At 43.8% G+C, this 23,938-nt stretch carries 18 protein-coding genes and 1 pseudogene; 3 read left to right on the top strand and 16 right to left on the bottom strand.

Features of this window, described 5'->3' with window-relative positions:
• Window positions 1-14: 14 nt before the first annotated feature.
• From AAHB12_RS07035 to AAHB12_RS07010, 6 genes are all read right to left on the bottom strand, one after another.
• Window positions 15-647 (bottom strand): TetR/AcrR family transcriptional regulator, encoded by a 633-nt coding sequence (locus AAHB12_RS07035; protein WP_342044763.1) that lies wholly within the window; start codon window positions 645-647, stop codon window positions 15-17.
• Between the two features lie 93 nt (window positions 648-740).
• Window positions 741-1,880, bottom strand: coding sequence for an acyl-CoA dehydrogenase (locus tag AAHB12_RS07030; RefSeq protein WP_342044762.1), 1,140 nt, complete (start codon window positions 1,878-1,880; stop codon window positions 741-743).
• A 17-nt stretch (window positions 1,881-1,897) separates the two neighbouring features.
• Window positions 1,898-3,028 carry an acyl-CoA dehydrogenase gene (locus AAHB12_RS07025; RefSeq protein WP_129727468.1) on the bottom strand — a complete coding sequence of 377 codons (1,131 nt, stop codon included), beginning with the start codon at window positions 3,026-3,028 and terminating at the stop codon, window positions 1,898-1,900.
• Between the two features lie 62 nt (window positions 3,029-3,090).
• Window positions 3,091-3,942, bottom strand: coding sequence for a 3-hydroxybutyryl-CoA dehydrogenase (locus AAHB12_RS07020; RefSeq protein WP_342044761.1), 852 nt, complete (start codon window positions 3,940-3,942; stop codon window positions 3,091-3,093).
• A 258-nt stretch (window positions 3,943-4,200) separates the two neighbouring features.
• On the bottom strand, window positions 4,201-5,382 hold the full coding sequence (locus AAHB12_RS07015; RefSeq protein WP_342044760.1) for an acetyl-CoA C-acetyltransferase: 1,182 nt from the start codon (window positions 5,380-5,382) through the stop codon (window positions 4,201-4,203).
• Between the two features lie 141 nt (window positions 5,383-5,523).
• The gene (locus AAHB12_RS07010) at window positions 5,524-7,635 is read right to left on the bottom strand and encodes a (Fe-S)-binding protein (RefSeq protein ID WP_342044759.1); all 2,112 of its coding nucleotides are present in this window, start codon (window positions 7,633-7,635) and stop codon (window positions 5,524-5,526) included.
• A gap of 468 nt (window positions 7,636-8,103) precedes the next feature.
• Here AAHB12_RS07010 and cls point away from each other — a divergent pair, with 468 nt between their 5' ends.
• Window positions 8,104-9,297, top strand: coding sequence for a cardiolipin synthase (gene cls, locus AAHB12_RS07005; protein WP_342044758.1), 1,194 nt, complete (start codon window positions 8,104-8,106; stop codon window positions 9,295-9,297).
• Between the two features lie 34 nt (window positions 9,298-9,331).
• Window positions 9,332-10,285: a UV DNA damage repair endonuclease UvsE gene (uvsE, locus tag AAHB12_RS07000; RefSeq protein ID WP_342044757.1), complete on the top strand. Its 954-nt coding sequence runs from the start codon at window positions 9,332-9,334 to the stop codon at window positions 10,283-10,285.
• Window positions 10,286-10,437: 152 nt separating this feature from the next.
• On the opposite strand, the pseudogene ribB reads toward uvsE, so the two are convergent.
• The 8 genes and pseudogenes from ribB to AAHB12_RS06960 all read right to left on the bottom strand — a co-directional run.
• Window positions 10,438-11,052 (bottom strand): annotated as a pseudogene (gene ribB / locus AAHB12_RS06995) (3,4-dihydroxy-2-butanone-4-phosphate synthase); the annotation flags it as partial.
• Window positions 11,053-11,087: 35 nt separating this feature from the next.
• A complete protein-coding gene (gene tkt / locus AAHB12_RS06990) occupies window positions 11,088-13,091 on the bottom strand; it encodes a transketolase (protein ID WP_342044756.1) in 2,004 nt (667 codons plus the stop codon).
• A 12-nt stretch (window positions 13,092-13,103) separates the two neighbouring features.
• Window positions 13,104-14,084, bottom strand: a complete 981-nt coding sequence (glpX, locus tag AAHB12_RS06985; RefSeq protein WP_342044755.1) for a class II fructose-bisphosphatase — start codon at window positions 14,082-14,084, stop codon at window positions 13,104-13,106.
• A gap of 329 nt (window positions 14,085-14,413) precedes the next feature.
• On the bottom strand, window positions 14,414-15,064 hold the full coding sequence (gene dhaL, locus AAHB12_RS06980) for a dihydroxyacetone kinase subunit DhaL (RefSeq protein ID WP_342044754.1): 651 nt from the start codon (window positions 15,062-15,064) through the stop codon (window positions 14,414-14,416).
• A 14-nt stretch (window positions 15,065-15,078) separates the two neighbouring features.
• A complete protein-coding gene (locus AAHB12_RS06975; protein WP_342044753.1) occupies window positions 15,079-16,083 on the bottom strand; it encodes a dihydroxyacetone kinase subunit DhaK in 1,005 nt (334 codons plus the stop codon).
• A gap of 1 nt (window position 16,084) precedes the next feature.
• Window positions 16,085-16,549 carry a ribose 5-phosphate isomerase B gene (gene rpiB, locus AAHB12_RS06970; protein WP_342044752.1) on the bottom strand — a complete coding sequence of 155 codons (465 nt, stop codon included), beginning with the start codon at window positions 16,547-16,549 and terminating at the stop codon, window positions 16,085-16,087.
• A 453-nt stretch (window positions 16,550-17,002) separates the two neighbouring features.
• Window positions 17,003-18,283 carry an MFS transporter gene (locus AAHB12_RS06965; protein ID WP_342044751.1) on the bottom strand — a complete coding sequence of 427 codons (1,281 nt, stop codon included), beginning with the start codon at window positions 18,281-18,283 and terminating at the stop codon, window positions 17,003-17,005.
• A gap of 87 nt (window positions 18,284-18,370) precedes the next feature.
• Complete coding sequence (locus tag AAHB12_RS06960) at window positions 18,371-19,486, bottom strand: MDR/zinc-dependent alcohol dehydrogenase-like family protein (RefSeq protein ID WP_342044750.1); 1,116 nt, start codon at window positions 19,484-19,486, stop codon at window positions 18,371-18,373.
• Window positions 19,487-19,982: 496 nt separating this feature from the next.
• Here AAHB12_RS06960 and AAHB12_RS06955 point away from each other — a divergent pair, with 496 nt between their 5' ends.
• Window positions 19,983-20,765 carry a DeoR/GlpR family DNA-binding transcription regulator gene (locus AAHB12_RS06955; protein ID WP_205650899.1) on the top strand — a complete coding sequence of 261 codons (783 nt, stop codon included), beginning with the start codon at window positions 19,983-19,985 and terminating at the stop codon, window positions 20,763-20,765.
• Window positions 20,766-20,945: 180 nt separating this feature from the next.
• Here AAHB12_RS06955 and ggt read toward each other — a convergent pair whose 3' ends face one another.
• Window positions 20,946-22,526 (bottom strand): gamma-glutamyltransferase, encoded by a 1,581-nt coding sequence (ggt, locus tag AAHB12_RS06950; protein ID WP_342044749.1) that lies wholly within the window; start codon window positions 22,524-22,526, stop codon window positions 20,946-20,948.
• Window positions 22,523-23,770, bottom strand: a complete 1,248-nt coding sequence (locus AAHB12_RS06945) for an MFS transporter (protein ID WP_342044748.1) — start codon at window positions 23,768-23,770, stop codon at window positions 22,523-22,525. Before AAHB12_RS06945 ends, ggt begins: the two co-directional genes overlap by 4 nt.
• Window positions 23,771-23,938: the final 168 nt, after the last annotated feature.

Raw genomic sequence — 23,938 nt, 5'->3', positions numbered from 1 at the left:
CTCCCCTATTCCTTTTAGATATCCTTCATTCGAACACCATTCAATAGGTACCTAAGCTGCAAATCTGTGTATTCCTCAATCGTATATAGCTTCTGCATCGCCCAGCGACGAAAGCCCCACATTTGTCCTTGTACGAAAATATTATGGGCAATCCCATCAATCTCCCGCTTCGTTAAGAGGAATTCGCCGTTTTCTACGCATTTTTGTAAAATGGTTTCAAACATCGCAACCATTTCCATCTCTTTTCCGAGAATGTACTTAATGGATTCACTTGGTAAAGACCGCATTTCCTGATATAAAATCAGAACCTCTTCTTGAAATTCATTCATTACCTTAAAATAGCTGGCCACAGCTGCTGTCAAGCTTTCTAGGCTCCCCTTTTCTGTATTGAGGGCCTCCTGATCGAGCCGTTCCTTTACATTTTCATAAATGCTGTCACACACAAGATAAAGCACATCATCCTTGGTGCGAATATATTCATAGAGCGTACCGATGCTAAAGCCGGCAGCCCTCGCAATTTCTCTTGTTGTTGTCCGATGGAATCCTTTCTCTTTAAAGAGGCTTACAGCACCTTTGACCATTTGCGCCCGCCGCACCGCAACGAGCTTTTCATCCTTGACGGATGCTTGTACAGTATGTTTCCCCAATGTAATTCCCCTCTCCTATTGTACAAGGGAAGCACAAGAGAGCCTGCGCTTCCCTCCTCGTCTCCCGCTTCACCGATTCCTTAAAGCGCCAAGTTATTTGGCTAATATACGGGAGATAACAAGTCTTTGAATTTCTTGCGTCCCCTCATAAATCTGTGTGATTTTCGCATCGCGCATAAAACGCTCCACCGGGTAATCCTTCGTATAACCGTAGCCGCCAAATACCTGTACCGCTTCTACTGTAACCTTCATTGCGGCATCCCCGGCGAAAAGCTTCGACATAGCGGATTCCTTGCTGTAGGGGAGCCCCGCTGATTCCAGCCACGCCGCTTGATATGTTAATAGTCTTGCCGCCTCCACCTGTGTCGCCATATCTGCCAGCTTAAAGGCGATGCCCTGCTGCTCAATAATTGGCTTGCCAAATTGCCGGCGTTCTTTAGCATACGCCACCGCTGCGTCCAGAGCACCCTGTGCAATTCCAACAGCCTGTGCCGCGATGCCGTTACGGCCGCCGTCGAGTGTCTGCATCGCAATCTTAAAACCTTGACCTTCCGCGCCAAGAAGATTCCGAGCCGGTACGCGGCAATCTTCAAAGATAATTTCCGTTGTCGGTGAGGAACGAATGCCAAGCTTTGCTTCCTTCTTGCCAATAGAGAATCCCGGTGTGTTAGCCTCAACAATAAACGCACTTGTGCCGCGATGCTTTACCCCAGGGTCTGTTAAAGCAAATACAATATAGATGTCCGCAACCCCTCCATTTGTAATAAAAATTTTGGAGCCGTTCAGAATATAATGATCACCGTCACGTTTTGCCGTTGTCTTCATGCCTCCAGCATCAGAACCAGATCCCGGTTCTGTTAAACCGTAGGCTCCGATTTTTTTCCCCTCCGCCAGCGGTCGTAAGTATAATTGCTTTTGCTCCTCCGTACCAAATGTATACAGCGGCCAACCTGCTAGAGAAACATGAGCAGATAGCGTAACTCCCGTCGAAGCGCAAACGCGGGACAACTCCTCTACCGCGATGCAATAAGCCAGGTAATCGCTGCCAATTCCGCCGTATTCCTCCGGCCATGGAATCCCCGTTAGGCCAAGCTCCGCCATTTGCTCAAAAATCTCCCGCTCAAAACGCTCTTCCTCATCACGCGCCGCTGCAGTAGGTGCTACTTCATTTTCAGCAAAATCCCGAACCATTTTCCGGATCATCTCATGTTCCTCTGATAATCTGAATCTCATGCTTCATTCCCCCGATTCTACAGATGCTTGCTAATCACAAGGCGCTGAATTTCACTCGTTCCCTCATAGATCTCGCAAACCTTGGCATCGCGGAAAAAACGCTCGACCGGATAGTCCTCTGTGTAGCCATATCCGCCGAAAACCTGAATGGCCTCAATGGAAACCTCCACAGCTGTTTTTGATGCAAATAGCTTTGCGATTGATGCCTCCTTCGCACACGGAAGCCCTCGTTGCCGAAGCGATGCGGCTCGATAGACAAGAAGATGCGCGGCCTCCACGCCTGCGGCCATATCTGCCAGCTTAAAAGAGATTCCTTGCTGCGCGTAAATCGGCTTGCCGAACTGATGGCGCGCCTTTGCGTAACGAACAGCCTCTGCCAGCGCGGCCTCCGCGATGCCAAGCGCTTGAGCAGCGATGCCGATGCGTCCGGCATCAAGATTGGCCATGGCGATATTAAAGCCCTTCCCTTCTGCACCAAGAAGGTTTTCCGCCGGTACCATCATATTGTCAAACGTAAGCTGGACTGTACGTGAGCCGTGCAGTCCCATTTTCTTCTCATCTTTACCGATAATAAGCCCGGGTGCTCCCTTCTCTACGATGAAAGCCGAGATCCCCCGCCGGCCAGCTGACCGATTCGTAGAGGCGAATACGATATACGTATCCGCCTCGCCCCCGTTCGTAATAAATGCCTTTGAACCATTGATTAGATAGTGATCGCCCTTCTTGACGGCATGGGTTTTTAAGCTTGCGGCATCCGAGCCCGCGCTCGGCTCCGTTAAAGCAAATGCACCCAGCAGTTGCCCAGTTGCTAAGCGCGGCACAAATTTCTGCTTTTGCTCCTCCGTACCAAAATATAAAATTGGATTTGTTCCTACAGAGGTATGCACGGCAAGAATCACACCAACCGCTGCGCTTACCTTGGAAAACTCATGAATAGCAATCACATATGACGTAAAATCCATGCCCGCACCGCCGTACTCCTCCGGAACCGGAATCCCCATCAGCCCCAGGCTGCCCATCTTCCGCAAGATATCACGCGGAAATTCCCCCTGCTCCATACGAGGAACAAAGGGGGCAACCTCCTTTTGTGCGAAATCCCGAACCATTTTTTGCAGGGTGCGCTGTTCATCTGTCAATGAAAAGTTCACATTCTTCACCCCTAGCTCATATAGTACCGAAGGACAGGCCGGTGCGGCTCAGTCCCTACCGGCTACTCGTATACATAAAAGCCGCGGCCTGTTTTCTTTCCAAGCCAGCCTGCCTTCACATATTTTCGAAGAAGCGGGCATGGGCGGTATTTGCTGTCGCCTAAGCCCTCATGCAAAACCTCCATAATATAGAGACATGTATCAAGCCCAATAAAATCAGCAAGCGTTAGCGGCCCCATCGGATGATTCATCCCGAGCTTCATCACTTCATCGATCGCTTCCTTAGTTGCGACGCCTTCATATAATGTATAGATAGCTTCATTAATCATAGGAAGCAAAATACGGTTCGAAACGAAGCCTGGGAAGTCATTAACTTCTACTGGAACTTTACCGATTTGCTTTGTAACCTCTTCAATTGCTTCATAAACCTCATCCGTTGTCGCAAGACCCCGAATAATTTCTACGAGTTTCATAACGGGAACTGGGTTCATAAAGTGCATACCGATTACTTGTTCCGGTCTCTTTGTCGCAGCAGCAATTTCAGTGATCGGCAAGGATGAGGTATTAGACGCAAGAATTGTCCGAGCTGGCGCAATTTCATCGAGTTGTGCAAAAATTTGCTTCTTAATATCCATGCGCTCGACTGCTGCTTCAATCACAAGGTCCGCTTCAGCTGCGCTTTGGATGGTCAAAACAGGTGTAATACGTGCAAGTGTGTCATTCATATCCTCTTCTGCCATACGCCCCTTTTCGACCTGCCGAGCAAGATTCTTCGTAATAACAGCAATCCCTTTGTCGATCTGCTCCTTCTTTACATCCTGGAGCACAACGCTATAGCCTGCCATCGCGCATACTTGCGCAATTCCGGATCCCATCTGACCTGCACCAATTACCATAATGTGTTGTACACTCATGTTTTTTCCCCCTTAATAAATATGTAATGATAAGCAAAATCAGCCTGCTTTGCTTGCGCCAAAAGTCTCCTCCCTTAGCAAATAGACCGATGATGCTAGACAACCTTTAAAGAAAACTTGCCGGTTGGCGAGCCCCGCCTTTGGACGAAGACAGAAGCCTAATTACCCCTACACTGTTTCCGGCTAGATCGAATTGACGTCTTCTAGCTGAAAACTTATACATTTTTACGGTGCGAGAAAGGTGAAAGCTCTCTCCCCTTAACGAACCTCAATCATGACTGCATCGCCTTGACCGCCGCCACTGCAAATTGCCGCAATACCGATGCCGCCGCCCCTAGCCTTAAGTGCGTGAATAAGCGTTACAATGATACGAGCACCACTGGCGCCAATCGGGTGACCGAGCGCTACGGCGCCGCCGTTTACATTCACCTTTTCCATGGGGATCCCCGCAATCTTGCTGCTAACTAGCACAACTGCCGCAAATGCTTCATTAATCTCAAATAAGTCAATATCTCTGGCAGCCTTCCCCGTTTTCCTCAGGAGTTCATTAATGACATAGCCAGGCGTCCTTGGGAAATCCTTTGCCTCTACCGCGATGGCCGCATGCCCAAGAATCGTCGCAAGCGGTGCCCTTCCCTCCTGCCGTGCCCGCTCCTCACTCATTAACACAAGCGCAGCGGCGCCATCGTTTAGTCCCGGCGCATTTCCTGCCGTAATCGTACCGTCCGCGCCAAATACAGGTCTTAGCTGGGAGAGCTTTTCTAAAGATGTATCCGTGCGCGGTGCTTCATCCCTTGTAATCATGAGGGCATCGCCCTTACGCCGCGGGATTGCAACAGGAGTAATTTCCTCCTGAAAGCTGCCCGACTGCTGCGCCGCCACCGCTCTCATATGGCTGTGATACGCCCATTCATCCTGCTCCTTGCGCAGGATTCCCTCTTCCTTCGCTACAGCGTTTCCGTATGTTCCCATATGAACACCGGAAAATGCACATGTTAGACCGTCCGCTACATTGGCATCAACAACTTCGTTATGCCCCATCCGATAACCCCAGCGTGCCCCGCCCAATAAATAGGGGGCATTGCTCATTGATTCCATGCCGCCCGCTACAATAAGCGACTGATCGCCAGCGCGGATGATTTGGTCAGCAAGCGTCACGCTTCTCATGCCGGATGCGCATACCTTATTAATCGTTTCTGTACGCGCCTCCCAGGGGATGTTTGCGTACCGGGCAGCTTGACGAGAAGGAATTTGCCCTTGCCCGCCCTGCACAACCGTTCCAAAAATCACTTCTTCCACCTGCTGCGGTACAATATCCGCCCGCTGTAAGGCAGCTTGAATGGCAATGCCTCCAAGCTCGACCGCCTTTACATCCCTCAAGGCGCCGCCCAATTTTCCAATGGGTGTCCTTGCTGCTCCCAGAATAACTGTTCTAGCCAAGCCATATCCCCCCTTTGCCGCACTCACGACAGCACAGCACCACTCCCAAAAATGAGATGACTGAACAATTGTTCAACCTTGCTCTATCAGGAGAAGATGAGATACAAACCTCTCTCATCTTAGCTGACCGCATCCCTTAGACTAAGAAGCCGGGTGCCCCATGTCTCCAATCACTGAACGCTCTAGAATCTCTGTTACATCGAGGGTTTCTACCATTTCCTCCACTTCCTTCGCCTTCGTACCGTCGCTTAGCATCGTTAAACAATATGGACATCCTGCGCTAATTACGGACGGACGAACTGCGAGCGCCTGCTCTGTTCTTGCAACATTAATGCGTGTTCCTGCTGACTCCTCCATCCACATCAGCCCGCCCCCCGCACCACAGCACATGCCGGTTTCACGATTTCGTTCCATCTCCACCAGAGTTACGCCGGGAATCGCCCTTAAAATATCGCGCGGCGCATCATATACCTCGTTGTAGCGGCCCAAATAACAGGAGTCATGGAATGTGATTGTCTCTTGAACCGCATGCTGGGGCTTTAATTTGCCTTCCTTTACCCATTTAGCAAGTAATTCCGTATGATGATACACATCTGCCTCTAGACCGAAGTCAGGGTATTCATTTTTAAAGCTGTTATACGCATGCGGATCAATCGTAACAATTTTTTTCACACCCGCTTTTTCAAACTCCTCTATATTCTTAGTTGCCAGATCCTGAAATAAGAACTCATTCCCAAGACGACGAGGTGTATCACCGGAATTTCTTTCTTTATTCCCAAGAATCGCAAATGAGACGCCAGCCTCATTCATCAGCCTTGCAAATGAACGGGCAATTTTTTGGCTGCGGTTATCGTAGGAGCCCATAGAACCAATCCAAAATAAGTACTCAAAATTTTCTCCCCTCTTGGACAACTCCTTCACTGTTGGGATACTTACATCCTCACATGCTTCACGCCACGTCTCGCGTTCCTTTTTGCTGAGCCCCCATGGGTTGCCCTGCCGTTCAATATTTGTCATTGCCCGCTGCGCATCGGCATCCATCCGTCCTTCCGTTAACACAAGATACCGGCGGAGATCGATAATTTTATCAACGTGTTCATTCATAACCGGGCACTGGTCTTCGCAGTTGCGGCATGTTGTACACGCCCAAATTTCAGCTTCGGTAATAACATCGCCGATTAAGTTCGGGTTGTACCCTGCGGCAGCTGCCGTTTCCTGCACGCCCACCCCTGAGCCTTGCGCTGCAAGCTGATTACCGCGCGTGTGATTGAAGGCAAAGGACGGAACCCACGGTGTTCTAGAGGTAACGGCCGCCCCTGTATCCGTTAAATGATCACGGAGCTTTACAATCAGGTCCATCGGCGATAGCAGCTTGCCTGTCCCTGTTGCTGGGCACATATTTGTACAGCGGCCGCATTCCACACAGGCGTACAAATCGATGAGCTGGTTCTGTCTAAAATCGGTGATGCTTCCAACTCCGAATGTTTCCTGCGACTCATCTTCAAAATCAATTTTTTCAAGCTTACCCGGGTTTGTTAGGCGGCTAAAATAGACATTTACAGGACCAGCGATTAAGTGAGCATGTTTAGACTGAGGTACATAGACAAGAAATGTAAGTAGAATCAGAAGATGTATCCACCAAGAGAGGTAAAAAAGAACCGTTGCAGCTAGTGAATTTAGATGAGATAGAATGTATGCGATTACAGAGGCGATCGGTTCACTCCACGATAATTCTTCACCGTGCCAAATAATCCCTGCCCCATTTCCCAACAAAACAGAAATCATCAGGCCTCCGATAAAAATCAGCACAAGACCAGATTTAAAATTACGCTTCAGCCGTACAAGCTTTTCGATATAGCGGCGGTAAAATGCCCAAAATACTGCAATTAAAATAATGAGTGTCACAATTTCTTGGAAGAATGTAAATGCAGGGTAGAACGGTCCAAGGGGAAGATGAGAACCGGGTGCTAAGCCTTTCCAAATGAAGTCAATCGCCCCAAATTGGACAAGAATAAAACCATAGAAGAACATGACATGGATAGTGCCGCTTTTTTTATCCTTCAGCAGCTTCTTTTGGCCAAAAACATTTTCTTTCACGTTTTGCCATCTTTCTTTCACTCTTCCATCAAACTCCGCTTTCCGCCCAAGCTTAATATAGGCGCTACGCGTTTGAATTACATATACGAATAGATACACCGCATATAGGGTAATCACTGCAAACGCTAGCCAGTTGAAGAGCAGCCATATGTTCATTCTCTCAACCCCTTTCTATTATGGCACTTGCCTGATGGGCTTCTAGAAAAGTACTATACAGTTTGCTGGAGATCGTATACTACAATATATATGAAGCAAGAAGAGAATTCATCCAAATAAAATGAGCAGGCAGTATGTAAAGTTTTATGTAAGCGCTTAAAAAAGAAATGAGAATGGCGGCAGTTTTTTAGAGGATATAGTTTTAAAGAAAACTCGCCGACTGGCGAGCCCTGCTCTTGGGCGAAAACAGAGGTGTAGCCCTACTTACACTGTATTCCTAAAATTTCCGACTACGTCGAACTGGCTCCTAGCTGGGAATTTATACTTTCTTACAGTGTAAATACGTGGATTATACTTCCATTATAATTTGAATGAGCATTCAGTCAATGTTTTTATTCATAAGGGCAGCGAATTTTTTTCCTAACGCTGTGAAAACTAAAAGAACTAGTACAAAGAAGGGGGAGTATTATGCTATTTTTCTTGTTATCCCTCGCTTTCCTTCTCATTTGGCTGTCTGCTGATTATTGGTTCGGCAGACAAAGGCAGCTTAAACGGGTTCGACATCGTGTTCTTCCCATGCGTGAGAGTGACTTTCGTTTATATACATACGGCCAAGCTCTTTATGATGACCTCTTCGCTGATGTTCGAGGAGCCCGCCATCATATTCATATTCTATTTTTCATCGTTAAAAATGACCCGATTAGTCATGAGTTTTTGCGCCTGCTCATGGAAAAGGCACAGCAAGGGATAGAGGTACGGTTGCTGCTTGACCGAATTGGCAGCATTAGCCTTTCAAGAAAATGGATTCGCAAGCTGCGCCAAAGCGGCGTATATTTTTCATTTTGTCATAACATACGGCTTCCATTTTTATTTTATTCCGCTAATGAACGTAATCATCGAAAAATTACTGTCATTGACGGCGAAATCGGCTATATCGGCGGCTTTAATATCGGCGAGGAGTATTTGGGGCATGACCCAAAGCTTGGACACTGGCGGGATTATCATCTTCGGCTAGCAGGAGATGGTGTACAGGATTTACAGGAGCAATTTCTTCATGATTGGTATGATGAGACAGCCGAAAACCTCATGTCCGAAGCAAAATATTTTCCAAAGCTGCAAAAAGGAAGTGTTCGGCACCGTTTCATCCCAACAGACGGTGCTTATTTGAAGCAAACCTTTCTCGACTTGATTGAAGAAGCCAAGCATGATTTATATATTGGAACGCCCTACTTCATTCCAGGCAAGGAGCTAGCAGATGCATTAGTCGCAGCCGCAAAACGCGGGGTACGCATTGCCATTCTCGTTCCGAAAAAAGCGGATCATTCCTTTGTGAGAGAGGCGAAGTTTCCGTACTTGCGGCGCCTGCTGAAAGCCGGCTGCACTGTTTATGAATTCCAAGATGGCTTCTTTCACGCAAAAATAATCATGATTGACGGCCGAATCTGTGATATCGGAACCGCAAATGTTGATTTCCGAAGTCTTTATATTAATCATGAAATGAACTGTATTATGTATGACTCGCCCTTCTTAGAGGTAATTAAAAAGGAGGTCGACCAAGATTTGGAGGCATCAACAAAAATCACCTTAGCTGATCTTACATCCTTGCCGCTTCCAGATCGAGTAAAGGAAGGAATTGCGAATATTATCGCGTTCTTTCTCTAAATTAAAGATAAGAAATCATACGGGAGAGGATTATGTGAAGATTCGATTCGGGTATGTATCGCACGCACTTTCGCTTTGGGACTGCTCCCCTGCAAAGACCATGACATTCACCCGGTGGCAGCAGCTTGAAAAAGGGGAGCGGGAGGAAAAGCTCTCTATTATTACCTTGCAAAATCTACAGCACACACTGCGGGCACTTCATTACAATATCGCTCAAGAAATATGGCTCTATCGCCTCTCCTCCTCTATCGTTCCGTTAGCTACACATCCTGAGGTAGAGTTTGATTATATTGATCTGTTTCGTGATATGTGGAAGGAGATTGGACAGCTTATTCAAAAGCATCGCCTGCGCGTTAGTTTTCATCCAAATCAATTCACGCTGTTTACAAGTGACAAGCAGCATATTACGGACAATGCCGTAGTGGATATGGAATACCATTATCGTGTTCTCGAAGCGATGGGCATCGCGAAGGAATCCTATATTAACATCCATGTCGGCGGCGCTTACGGAGATAAGGAGGCAGCTATCGCCCGTTTCCATCAAAATCTCCAAAAGCTCCCTTTACCGATTAAGCGGCAAATGACGCTTGAGAATGATGACAAAACATACACAACTGAGGAAACCCTCGCCGTTTGTCAAAAAGAGCAAATTCCGCTTGTGTTTGACTATCATCATCACAAGGCAAATGAGAGCGGTGATGATCTTACTGCACTGCTTACGGATGTATTCACAACCTGGGATCATACAGAGATAATTCCGAAGGTACACTTGTCTTCTCCAAAATCTGAAAAGGAATTTCGCTCTCATGCTGATTATGTAGATGCCGCTTTTGTCAAACCATTTTTTGAAGCAGCCAAGGGGACCGGACGCGACTTTGATGTGATGGTTGAAAGCAAGCAAAAGGACAGGGCGGCGCTGCAGCTTGTCGAGGACCTTGCCAAAATGAGAGGGTATAAACGGATAGGCGGCGCTACAATTGAAATTTAATCCTACTAAAGAGCTACAAACGAGCATGCTGTAGAAAAGTAGAAATGAAAAGGGGCTGATACCTCGAGCCTGCTTTCAGCGGACTTTTGGATATCAGCTCTTTTCTGGGCAAATAAACAAGGTAATGCAACAACTATCTATTTCGTAACGCAGAGACTTTCGTAGCTACGACGAAACGCAATTAGATCTTTAATCGTAATGATTTTTAAGTTAAAACGTTCAGCAAGTAAGACTAGGTCTGGCACACGTGCCATTGTACCGTCATCCTTCAAAATTTCACAAATTACCCCCGTGGGCTCCCCGCCTGCCAATACTGCTAAATCGACGGCTGCTTCTGTATGCCCTGCTCGACAAAGCACTCCACCAGCTTTCGCTATTAACGGAAACACATGCCCCGGACGGCGAAAATCGCTCGCTTTTGTATCCTCACGTAATAAAGATTGGATTGTTTCAGAGCGTTCAAATGCACTAATTCCTGTGGTAGTCGTTTTGTAATCAATACTAATTGTAAAAGCTGTACCATGCATATCTGTATTATGCTGCCGGACAATCATCGGATGCAGTTCAAGTTTTGCAGCCAGCTGTTCAGAAATAGGTGTGCAAATAAGCCCTCGGCCGTACATAGCCATAAAATTAATCACTTCAGGTGTAGAATGTTCAGCAAGCGCAACAAAATCACCTTCATTTTCGCGGTCTTCATCATCACACACAATAATGATTTTTCCGCTCTGTAAATCCTTCAATGCTTCTTCAATTGTATGAAACATATTTGTCACCTCAACCATTTAACTAGCAAGAATTTTTAAAGAAGCTTTTTAAACTGGGAAATGACATTTTCAACTGTAAAGCCGTATTCCTCAATTAGCTTATCTCCTGGTGCTGAAGCCCCAAATTGATCGATAGCCAGTACAGAGCCATGGTCACCAACATATTTGCTCCAGCCTAAGGAAGCTCCCATCTCAATGCCGAGACGCGCTTTTACGTTTTTAGGAATTACACTTTCTTTGTATGCTGCTGATTGTTTTTCAAAACGATCCCAGCTCGGCATGCTAATTACTGATACGTGAATCCCTTCCTCCTGAAGCGCCTTTTGTGCTTCGACAGCTAGAGAAACTTCAGAGCCGGATGCGAGCAATAGACCAACAGCATCACCTTTTGCTTCAGAAATCACATATGCACCCTTTTTCACACCTTCATATGCCTTTTCAGCATCAACAAGCGTTGGCAAATCCTGACGTGTAAAAACAAGAGCTGTTGGTGTGTCTTTACTTTCTAATGCCAGCTTCCAAGCTGCCGCTGTCTCATTGCCTTCTGCCGGGCGCATGGTAGATAAACCCGGCAGTGCACGTAAGGATGCAAGCTGCTCAATCGGCTCGTGCGTTGGTCCATCCTCTCCAACAGCAATACTGTCATGAGTAAATACATAAATAACGGGCAGCTTCATTAATGCAGAAAGACGAATCGCCGGGCGTAAATAATCCGAGAAGACAAAGAATGTAGCACCAAAGACCTTCACACCGCCATGCAGCGCCATTCCATTAAGAGCTGCACCCATTCCGAACTCACGAACACCAAACCAAATATTACGCCCGCTGTAATCTGCAGCGCTAAAGTTTCCTTCACCCTTTAGTAAGGTTTTATTAGAAGAGGCTAAGTCAGCGGAACCTCCAAATAATTGCGGTGTATGTTTCGCAAGAGCATTTAATACTGTGCTGCTTGAAGCACGGGTTGCTAGCTTATCTTCGCCAACGCGGTACACAGGAACGTCCCCAGCCCATCCTTCTGGAAGCTCGCCATGAATTGCTTGCGTTAACTCCTTCGCCAAGGCTGGATATGCTTCAGCATATTGGGCAAATAACTGATCCCATGCTTGCTCCTTCTGTTCCCCTGCTTCCTTTAGGCCTGCAAAATGTTCTTTCACTTCTTCTGGAACATAGAATTCCTCTTCATAATTCCAGCCGTACTGCTCCTTTACAAGCTTGATTTCAGCTTTCCCGAGCGGGGAACCATGTGAATCAGATGTACCGCCTTTATTCGGAGAACCATAACCAATGATTGTTTTGACTTCGATTAACGTTGGCTGCTCCTCATTTTCCTTCGCTTCAGCTAATGCTTTGGCAAGTGCATGAATATCATTGCCATCCTCAACACGAATCACTTGCCAGCCATATGCTTTAAAACGGTCCGCAGCACTTTCACTAAATGACATATGAAGGTCGCCATCAAGAGAAATATCATTTGAATCATATAATACAACTAAACGGCCAAGCTTAAGATGACCCGCAAGCGAAGCTGCTTCTGCAGATACACCCTCCATCAGATCGCCATCACCGCAAATGCTGTAGGTATAATGATCAACAACATTAAAATGATCGCGATTGTACGTAGTCGCTAAATGTCTTTCTGCCATTGCCATCCCTACGGCCATGGCAATCCCTTGTCCTAGAGGCCCAGTTGTAGCATCTACCCCAGGTGTGTGCCCAAACTCAGGATGACCTGGTGTTTTGCTGCCCCACTGACGGAAGTTTTTTAGTTCTTCTAATGATAGATCGTAACCAGTTAAATGAAGCAAGCTGTATAATAACATAGATCCATGACCTGCCGATAATACAAAACGGTCACGATTAAACCAGTTCGGATTGCTTGGGTTATAATTCATAAACTTTGCCCAAAGTGCATAAGCCATCGGTGCGGCGCCCATCGGCATTCCCGGATGACCAGACCCAACCTTTTCGATTGCATCAATAGAAAGAGTTCTAATAGTATTAATAGATAGCTGATCAACATTTACTTTTTGTTCAATCACGACTTTTCCTCCTTAATGGCGCGCCTCAATGAATTGAAAGTTTTTAATACTACCTCCAATTGCTATAAAGGAGTGTGTTAGCATAACACCCGCTTCTTTTTTACGAACTCCCTTAACTCCCTTAAGCAACGCTCCATCTGTAATTCCTGTTGCTACAAAAAAGCAGTCATCTGACTTTACAATTTCATCAATCGTTAACACTTTTTCAGGATCGGTTAACCCCATTTGAATGCAGCGATCGAATTCCTCTTGGTTTTGAGGAACAAGCTTGGCTTGAAAGTCGCCTCCCAAACATTTTAAAGCAGCCGCAGCAATAACCCCTTCTGGAGCGCCGCCTGTCCCTACTAATATGTCAATATCCATTTCCTCAATTGCTGTAGCGATTGCGCCAGTCACATCACCATCAGAAAACAGCTTGACTCTCGCGCCCGCAGCAAATACTTGTTGAATTAAATCATGATGACGCGGTCGATCTTGAATCATAACTGTCAGTTCGGTTACATCTTTTCCTAATGCCTTTGCGACAGACTTCATATTTTCAGTTAACGATGCATCTATATTTATGGCTCCCTTTGCCTTTGGACCTACAGCTATCTTTTTCATATACATATCAGGAGCATGCAGTAAACTTCCTTTAGTAGCTGCAGCAAGTACAACAAGTGAGTTATCCTGCCCTTTCGCCATTAAGCTTGTCCCTTCAACAGGGTCAACTGCGATATCTACCTCAGGTCCATTTCCCGTTCCAAGTTCCTCACCGATATAAAGCATAGGGGCCTCATCCATTTCCCCCTCACCAATTACAATCCGACCATTCATATCAATGAGGTTCATTTGATTACGCATCGCTTCTGTTCCGGCCCCATCCGCTGCATTTTTATCTCCCTTTCCTATCCATGGATAGGAAGCAATAGCTGCCCGCTGTGCTACAGTGAGGAAATCCATGGCCAACGTTTGGACGCACTCTTTACTGCTAATACTTGTTCTAATCAGCATATTATCCCCCTACTAGTTAAGACTTCAGTTAAAGAGATGAATTTATATACGATTAAATAAATAAATATACAACAAAGTCATGGAGGATTCACTAGGAAAACCCACACTGGGAATGGTAAACTCCATTTTCTTTTAAGAGGTATAAACAAAACCGCTATAATGCTTCCCTTTATCTTTTAGGGAAAATATATCTCTCAACTTAAAAGTCATAATGAGAATCCACCCTCTTATTGAAACGGCAAGACCGACTGTTTTCCTTTCCATAAGCTGGCGGATTCTCTACTATTTCCTTACTTACAACTATTTCTTATCTCTATTAATCGTATACCTTAAACAGTTTGCACCGCATTAACTGTAGTTAAGAAAGTAGAGAGAATTAAGAATGCTGATGTTGCACCTGGATCTTGGTTTCCTAATGATCTCTCCCCTAAACGACTAGATCTTCCTCTCTTAGAAAGTAAATCCTTCGTAGATTCCATACCCTTTTCTCCAGCGGAAACCGCTTCCGCAAACGCTGCCATAAAGTCACCAGTTTGCTCATAGCGGCTCTTTAGGCTTTCTAAAGCAGGCTGCAGTGTATCAACCATTGTCTTATCGCCAACCTCTGCCTTTCCGCGTTCTTTAATTCCCTCAATAAAAGCTACCCAGAAGTCCTTCAAATCTTCGCCTGTCAGTTCTGATTTACCTTGAAATACCTTTGCCCCTTTCAGAAATCCTGTTGCGTATAGAGGTCCTACAGAGGAGCCTACTGCACTTAAGAATGTCCGGCCTGCAGTAATACAAACTCTTCCGCAATCCTGTTCTTCTCTTAGCTCATTATTTAACTTTTCATCAATAGCCTGCCAGCCGATTGACATCGTTACACCGTGGTCACCGTCACCAAGCTTTCTGTCCAGCTCTGATAAATAGTCTTTATTTTCTTCAATCACTTGAACTACATTCTTCAAAAAGGCTTTTAAGTCTGCTGCAGTAAACTTCATCTTATATTTCCTCCTTATTTCTGAACATACATTGGGCAATCTGCTGGGTGGTCAACAAGCTCCGTTAGCTCATCATCTAACTTAATTAAAGTAACAGAACAACCGCCCATTTCTAATGATGTGCTATAATCCCCAACGTAAGAACGGTGAATTTCAATACCCTTTTCAGTAAGAATTTGCTCTACTCTTCTAAACATGATGTATAACTCCATACGTGTTGTGGAGCCTAAACCGTTTACAAGAACGGCTACCTTTTCCCCTTTTTCCAAAGGCATATCAGCTAGAATATCATTGACTAAACGATCCGCAACTTGATCAGCCGGTTGAAGCTCGCCTTTTTCAATTCCTGGCTCTCCATGATGACCAAGGCCGATTTCCATTTCATTTTCCTCAAGTTCGAAGCTTGGCTTTCCAGTCTGTGGAAGAGAGCAAGGCGTTAATCCTACACCCATTGTACGTGTATGGTCATTTGCTTTTTTCGCAACTCTTACTACTTCTTCTAAATCGTAGCCTTTCTCTGCTGCTGCACCGGCAGCCTTCGTTACAAAAAACTCACCCGCAATACCTCTGCGCTTTTCAATTTCTTCTTTCGGAGCAGATGCTACATCATCTGTTACTAATACCATTCCTACCTTAGTTCCATATTCTAAATCAGCTAAATCAGCTGCCATACCAAAGTTCATTACATCTCCAGCATAATTGCCGTATACGTACACAACACCGGCGCCTTTATCAATTGTTCTTGTCACTTCTAAGATTGGATCTGGCGGCGGAGAAGCAAAAATGTTACCGACAGCAACCCCATCAGCCATCCCATCTCCAACATATCCCATAAAAGCAGGTTCGTGACCAGAGCCGCCGCCAATTAATACACCCACTTTTCCTTCGCGAGTTTCTTTGGCTGTTACAAGGGAGCGCTTATTCTCTGATAACTGCTTTACATATTGAGGATACGCTTTCACGTAGCCTTCTATCATCTCATTTACGACGTTATTTGGATTATTAATAAGCTTTTTCATGTTAGACACTTGCTCCCTTCAGGAATTCTTGTTCTCTATCGCTAATTTGTTGAATTTTACGTCCAGAGTTTCCTCCAGTAAATTCTGATTCTAAGTATGTTTTTACAACAGCTTTAGCGAGTTCAATACCAATTACCTTAGCTCCCATTGTTAACACTTGTGCGTTATTACTTTTTTGAGCACGTTCGGCTGAATATACGTCGTGACACAAAGCTGCGCGAATTCCTGGTACCTTCCCAGCTGCGATTGCAACTCCTATACCAGTGCCGCAAACTAAAATTCCTCTTTCGATTTTGTTTGCATTAATATCGCTAGCAACTTGGAAAGCTACCTCAGGATAATCAACTTCGCTGCAAGAATCAGCACAACCGTAATCATACACCTCGTGACCTAATTCTTTTATATATTCTTTAATAGTTTCTTTCATTCCAAACGCATTGTGATCGGAGCCTAATCCAATTTTCATTATACATCCACCTTTCTGATTTTTCTAACTAGATTTTTGAAAGCTTATTTTTATAATCTTATTTTTTCATTTATTCTTAAATTTGTCAATTGATTATTTTCGTTTATTTTCGATATTTTTTGTTTTTGTTTTTATTTATCCATTTTTCAAAACAAAAACTTAGATATAAGAAAAGTAGACAAAGCGTGCCATTTTTGGCCTTGGGAGCTAGACATCGCCCCGAAAATTTATACTTTCTTGTCTTGAAAGAAAACTCACCGATTGGCGAGCCTTGTTCCCCAGTGAAGACAGAGGCGTAGCCCTACTTATACTGCATTCCTAAAATTTCCGACTACGCCGAATTCACTTCTAGCTGGGAATTTATACTTTCTTACAGTGTAAAAAAAGAAGAGTAAATCAGCTGGATCGCTATATATCCCAACTGATTCCTCTCCTTATTTATCAAATGAACATTTAATTGCTTGCAGTCTGCTTAATATTATTTAAATCATTGGATTGAGTTACCTTTCCAATCTTAGGAAGAGTAACAAACCTCATTAAAAGTGCGCTAACTATATATAACGCTGTATAGATCCAAATTACACCCACTGCACCAAGGCTGCCAATGAAAACGCCTACAATTGCAGGTCCAACAAATGTACTTAATCCTGCTCCAAGACTAAGAATTGACATTGCAGCACCCTTATTTTCAGGAGCTAATGAAGGAACGAGTGCAGATAACGGAACGTAGCCGGCTAAGCATGCTCCAAAGCCTGCAGCTGCACTCGTTGCTGCTATATAATTCGCCCCCATAAACGCTGGTACATAATAAAACGCTAGAGTAAAGAACGCACAGCCTACTCCACCAAACCACATAACCGTATTACGCCAGCCCAGCTTATCACCAACGATACCAAAAATTAAGTTAAACACAATATTGGTTGTCCAAAGTGCACCGTAAATTTGCAGCCATTCTGTCCGTGTAAATCCAGCATCCATCATATATGTTGGCATGAATACAACAAATCCGTATGCTCCTGCTGTATTAATTGTTCTTACAAGACCGCCTAATCCAACCTTTGGGATTTCAAACGCAATAGTAATCCCTTTTGTCAAGTATTTGAGAGCTTCCGCTTTCGTTTCAAACTTCTTATTATTTTTTTGACTCGCATCTTCTTTATTTAACAAAATCGCAATGGTAGCGCCTAACGCAACAAAGATTAATGCGCTCCAAAGTGTATGGATTTCACCTAAAATTGGAAGAGCAAAACTAGAATAATAGGCACCTAACACATTTAAACCACCCGTAAATGCAAACCAAAACCAGCCCACTGCCGTACCAAGCTTGTCGCTTGGAGCATAGTATGTAATCCAAACCAAAAAGGAATACGCAAACAATGGATAACCAAGACCCCTAAGAGAATACGTAGGAATCATAATAGCAAGATTCATGCCTTTTATCCCAACTGTCAAGAAAGCCAATGTGCCAATTACAAATAAAGATAATCCAATAATCATTGCTTTTCGTGGTCCTAAAATTTCAGCAAGTACCCCAGATAGCCATGCTGCGATTGCAACCGCGAAACCGTATACAGAAAACAATAGGGCAGATTCTTGTACCGTTAAGCCATGATCCATTAAATAGGAAGAAAGCCATCCCTGCTCAAGACCGTCCCCCATCATAAAGATTAATACCCCAAACAAACCTAATGCCATTTTAGAATCCAAGCCTAGTTTTTGTAACACTCCATTCACGTGTCTTCCTCCTTTATACTTATTTCAGGAATAGTCTCCGGAGTATGCGCCGGAGACTATTCCTCACTTTACTGAGTTAAAGGTTTCTTATAGATTTGGATTTAAAACTACCTTTAATGATTGGGATCCATTTTTAACAAGCTGGAAGCCTTTTTCAAATTCTTCTAATGGCAATGTATGTGTTACAACTCCTTCTGTTGGAAGGTCACCATTTGCAATTCCTTTAATAACGTGCTCATAGCAATATGGGCCTAAGTGTGATCCTAATATATCTAGCTCTTTTCTATCACTGATAATACTCCAATCAACTGTAACTGGATCTTTAAATACGCTAAATTCTACGAATCTACCCAGCTTACGAATCATCGTTAAGCCTTGCTCAACTGATTTTTGCGCTCCAGTTGCTTCAATATAAATGTCACAGCCATAGCCATCTGTTAACTCTTTTACAATAGCGATTGCATCTTCTTTTGCTGGGTTGATAACCATGTCAGCACCGAATTTCTTTGCAAGCTCTAGACGATCTTCAAATAAATCTAACACAATTAATTTTCCTGGACCTGATTTTTTAATAGCTCCAATCATTCCAAGGCCGAGAGTTCCTGCTCCAGCAAGTACAACTACATCCCCAAGCTGAATTTGTGCACGCTGCACTGCGTGGAATGAACAAGCATACGGTTCAATTAGAATGGCTTTCTCGATTGGCAGGTCCTCTGGAACCTTATAGTTGATTGCTTCCTTTGTAAACTTCATATATTCAGCCATTGCACCATTTACATTGTTTTGGAATCCATATAAATCATGTTTTTCGCACATCCAATACTGACCACGGTTACAGAAGCGGCATTTCCAACAAGGAACAATTTGTTCAGAAATCACTCGATCTCCAATCGCAAATCCTTCTACTCCTTCACCCAATGCAACAACATGACCAATAAATTCATGTCCTGGAATCATCGGTGCTTTAATATAAGCCGGTTGTGTCGCATCTCCCCAGAAACTTGGAGCGCCTTCAAACGCTTTCAAATCCCCTGCACAAATTCCGCAAGCTTCAACCTTTACTAAGATTTCGCCTTCACCAATCTCTGGAACTGGGACTTCTTCCAATCGATAATCACCAGGTGTATAGGCTACTACAGCTTTCATTGTTTTTGGAATAGTAACCTGATTAGGATCTTGATTTGTGATAGTAATTGGACACATAATATATCTCTCCCTTGTTTAATAAGATGCTTTGCTTTTTAAATTCTTTGAGTTAGGTTTTACGTGAACCTGCACTTCCAATTATGAGTAGTAGGATAAAAAGAATTCAACCCCTACCCTTCAGATAACGCTTACATTTGCGATAGTGAAAGGTTTAATAAATCTATCCCCCTCCTTATAATCTAACACCAAGTATAAGCACACATTCTACATGATCACCTTACTCCTTCTTGTTGTTTTCTTTCGTTAGATGATTGATTGTTTTCATTATATTACACTTTTTATCGTTTAGTCAATTTATTTTTTCGTTATCTTTCGTTTTATTTTCGTTTATTTTTTATTATTAAATAATTTACATTATATCTAATAAGTGTTGTAATATTATTATAAATGAAAATCCGTTTTTGTTTATTATTGTTTAATATCAAATTTTGTAATTATACCTTATAAAACGAAAAATACATTAACAAAATACACATACACGAGGGTGAGACTCATGAGAAAAATGTTTGCTCCAGAAAGACAAAAGATTATAATGGAAAAATTAAACGAACAACAAAGAATCATCATAAAGGATCTCTCAAGAGAAATAAACGTATCGGAAGCTACCTTAAGAACAGACCTGACTAAAATGGAGGAAGAAGGCCTCCTCAAAAGAACACACGGCGGAGCTATTCTGCCAGATGATATAGATAACGAAACTAGCTTCTCCACACGGGAACAAAAAAATAGGGATGAAAAATCTGCCATTGCAAAAAAAGCGGCAGAATTACTTTCCCCGGGCCAATGTATCATGTTAGACGCAAGCTCGACAGCTCTGGAACTTGCCCGTTATCTGAGAGATATGCAAATTCGCCTAACTGTCGTTACAAGCGGAATTAACACCGCCCTTGAATTGCATGATCATCCCGATATTACGGTTATCCTACTAGGCGGAATTGTCAAAAAGGGCTCCTATTCCCTAGAGGGAAGCTTAGGTATAAATATTTTAAGCCAAATTAATATCGACTTGATGTTTACATCAGCCAATGGCTTTTCATTCGAATCTGGCTTAACTGATTTCAGCGTATATGAAGTAGAGCTAAAAAAGGCTATGGTCAATGCCGCAAATCGGGTAGTTGCCTTGCTTGATCATACTAAAATCAACAAAAATTCTATTGCTTCATTTGCTTCAATTGACCAAGTAGACACCATTATAACTGACTATGCAATGCAGGATAATCTTCTAAAGAAATTTAAAGAACACAACATCGATGTAAAGGTAGTAGCAATTTACTGAGACGTTCTTTGCTTCCTTCATTAAAGATTATCTTCAACAAAAACATCCCTCCCCATATAACTGGAAGAGGGATATTTTTTATAGTAAAGTGCTTCTACGCATGTATCAATTCATACAAAATCATATTTTGTCATAACCGTTGTTGCCATATCCTGATTTATAGGGGACTAAATTTGATTGCTATACCCCATTCGCAGCCCCATCACTCCGCGGATCTACCCCGCCATGCAGAAACCCTTGCTCATCTATCAAAATTGCATTTGCGTGCCCCATTGCCTGATCCAGATCATGAACCCGTTTTACTAGGTGACCCGCCGCCTGCAGCGCTGCTGTAACCTCCTTGGAAATCCGCCCCTCTATTTTCAGCTCCTGCGAAGCTTCTCCCCATGTTCTTCCCCAGACAAACCGAGGTTCACTAATGGCTTGCTGCGGATTCATTCCATAATCTAGCATTCTTGTAATTATAACTGTTTGTGTTTGCGGCTGCCCCTCTCCCCCTTGCGTGCCATATAACACATAAGGCTTATCATCCTTAAAGGCCATTGCTGGCATTAACGTATGGAAGCTTCGTTTCCGAGGCTCTAAGCAGTTGACATGATTCGGGTCTATTGAAAAGAAGGAGCCGCGATTTTGCATAAGAATGCCCGTGTCCCCTGCAACGATCCCAGAGCCAAATTCAAAATAAAGACTTTGAATAAATGATACTGCATTACCCTCCTCATCAACTACAGCCGCATGGGCTGTGTCACTTCCAATTGGCTGTGTCGTGATATCCCGCACCTTTTGGAGGCTGATGGATTGGGCCATTTCTTTTGCATATGTCTTGCTTAATAGCCTCTCAAGAGGAATGGAAGCAAAATTAGGATCTGTTAAGAATGCGTTTCGATCCTCAAAGCTCCGTTTCAGTGCTTCTACTAGCAGATGATAGTATTCATAGGAGCCGTGTGGAATTGTCTTAAGATCATAGTTCTCTAAAATATTTAATGCCATTAAACCAACAAAGCCTTGTGAATTTGGCGGCACCTGCATGATATTATAGCCACGATAGGTAGAGGATATTGGCTCTGCCCAGCTCCCCTTGTGCGCTGCAAAATCCTCCATCTCCAGCAATCCGCCCTTTTCTTGCAGACCCGCTACAATCCGCCTCGCTAGTTCGCCCTTATAAAAGGAATCCCTTCCCTGCTCGGCAAGAGCTTTTAATGTGTTAGCTAAGCCTTTTTGAATAAACTTCTCATTTATGCGCGGAGCCCGACCATTCGGCAAGAAAATAGCTGCTGTTTCAGGATACTGAGCCAATACGTCCATAGTATGCAATGTGTTAACATGCTGATTTTTTGAAAAAGGAAAGCCAGACTCTGCATATGTAATCGCAGGCTCCAAGACATCGCTGAGGGAAAGACGGCCATACTCCCGTAATACAGCATCCCAGCTATCAACCATGCCCGGAACGGTAATGGCACTTTTGATCCCGCGAGTTGGAATCGAGGAAAGACCAGCAAAGGACGCCCTTGTTACCTTATACCCTGATCTCCCGCTGCCATTATATGCTCGCGCCTTATGATCCTTCTTATTGTACAGCAGCCAAAATGAATCTCCCCCAAGCCCTGTCATATGCGGATAGACAACTGCGAGGCAGGCACTTACTGCCACTGCTGCGTCAAAGGCATTTCCCCCTTTTTGTAAAATCCTCTGTCCTGCCGCGGAAGCCAAGTAATGCGGGCTGACAACCATTGTTTTCGTTCCAACCATAGCTTCATTCATACCGCATGTTCCTCCCCTGTTTTATGATCTTTATTTATCCCTAATATAGAGCGATCATCTCTATTTATTCCTTTATCGGTAAACATAAACAGAATCGCTCCGACAATCAATAAAGCTCCTGACAGGTAAAAACCAAATTCCAAACTTCCTGTTACATCAGCAAAATAGCCTGTAATGTATGGTGCAAAGATAGATGACAGCATACCGCTAAAATTAAAGAACCCATATACCTTGGAATACATTGACGATGGTGTGATATCGGCAATATAAGAAATAAGAACTGGATCCAGCGCAAGCTTTCCAAGTAATCCATACAATACTAAGCCGACAATCATCAGCGAGTAATTTTCTGTATATGGAATTACAAGCTGACAAACAGCTCCAGCTAAGGCTAAACCAATAATAAGCGGCTTCTTGCTTTTGATTTTATCTGAGATGAATCCAAAGAAAATCGCACCTGGTATAGAAGCCCATGGTACCAAGGAAGAGATGATACCTGTTTGTGAGCCCTCCACACCTCTTGCGGTTTGCAGGTAATACGGAAGCCAGGTTAGCATTCCGAAAAAGCCATATAGAGAACAAAAAATGATAATATAGACGAAAATGTGGTTTTTTGTGAATAAAAGCTTTAAATTCCCCTTCTCTTGTTGTTGCACATGCTGCTTCTCATTTCCTCCCTGACTATCACGGACAAATAAACCAATTAAAATCGCAATTACGATGGTTGGAATTGCAAATAGGTAAAATGAGAACTGCCAGCCTTTATCTAATGTATATGTAAAATAACTAGCGGAAATAAAACCAAGTGAAATCCCAAATGCCATACCGCTATTGATAAGAGCTGATACAATACCACGGTACTTTTTAGGAGTTAAGTTAGAAGAAATACCGTATTGAGAGCCGTAATATGTCCCTTCTCCTAATCCCGTTAAAGCCCGCAGCATCAGAAACATGACAAAGGTGGCAGCCGTACCGCTCAGATAAGTAGCAACACCAAATAAAATGTACCCAGTCACCAACACCCTCACCCGACCAAACTTATCAGCTAAAAATCCAGTTGGAATCTGCATAAACGCGTATGCAGCAAAAAAGACAGTGGACATAAGTCCCAGGTGCGCCTTGTCTAAATTCCATTGCTGTCCAATCTCCCCCATCACCGGTGACAAAATATTGCGGTCAGCATACATAAACACCCACCCTAAAAAGAATAGGAAAATGACCACAGCAGGATGTGTTTTCTTCATCGCTTTCACTCCTTACGTTTTTTGGAAATGATGAGCTCATTATATAAACACATTTTCCACCCTGCTGTATTCTCGGAAGATTTTCTTACACACTTTCTTTCGTTTCGAAATTATAATCACTCATTTTTATTGATTAAGAACAAAAAAATGTTAATATAATTACAAATA

It is taken from the genome of Bacillus sp. OTU530 (genome assembly GCF_038440375.1).
This window is presented reverse-complemented; position numbering and strand designations above follow the sequence as displayed.

Excerpts from the sequence above, each read along its gene's own strand:
- AAHB12_RS07030 (WP_342044762.1), bottom strand. The coding sequence starts at position 1,880 with ATGAGATTCAGATTATCAGAGGAACATGAGATGATCCGGAAAATGGTT.
- AAHB12_RS07020 (WP_342044761.1), bottom strand. The coding sequence starts at position 3,942 with ATGAGTGTACAACACATTATGGTAATTGGTGCAGGTCAGATGGGATCC.
- AAHB12_RS07010 (WP_342044759.1), bottom strand. The coding sequence starts at position 7,635 with ATGAACATATGGCTGCTCTTCAACTGGCTAGCGTTTGCAGTGATTACC.
- cls (WP_342044758.1), top strand. The coding sequence starts at position 8,104 with ATGCTATTTTTCTTGTTATCCCTCGCTTTCCTTCTCATTTGGCTGTCT.
- glpX (WP_342044755.1), bottom strand. The coding sequence starts at position 14,084 with ATGCTGATTAGAACAAGTATTAGCAGTAAAGAGTGCGTCCAAACGTTG.
- dhaL (WP_342044754.1), bottom strand. The coding sequence starts at position 15,064 with ATGAAGTTTACTGCAGCAGACTTAAAAGCCTTTTTGAAGAATGTAGTT.
- AAHB12_RS06975 (WP_342044753.1), bottom strand. The coding sequence starts at position 16,083 with ATGAAAAAGCTTATTAATAATCCAAATAACGTCGTAAATGAGATGATA.
- rpiB (WP_342044752.1), bottom strand. The coding sequence starts at position 16,549 with ATGAAAATTGGATTAGGCTCCGATCACAATGCGTTTGGAATGAAAGAA.
- AAHB12_RS06960 (WP_342044750.1), bottom strand. The coding sequence starts at position 19,486 with ATGTGTCCAATTACTATCACAAATCAAGATCCTAATCAGGTTACTATT.
- AAHB12_RS06955 (WP_205650899.1), top strand. The coding sequence starts at position 19,983 with ATGAGAAAAATGTTTGCTCCAGAAAGACAAAAGATTATAATGGAAAAA.
- ggt (WP_342044749.1), bottom strand. The coding sequence starts at position 22,526 with ATGAATGAAGCTATGGTTGGAACGAAAACAATGGTTGTCAGCCCGCAT.
- AAHB12_RS06945 (WP_342044748.1), bottom strand. The coding sequence starts at position 23,770 with ATGAAGAAAACACATCCTGCTGTGGTCATTTTCCTATTCTTTTTAGGG.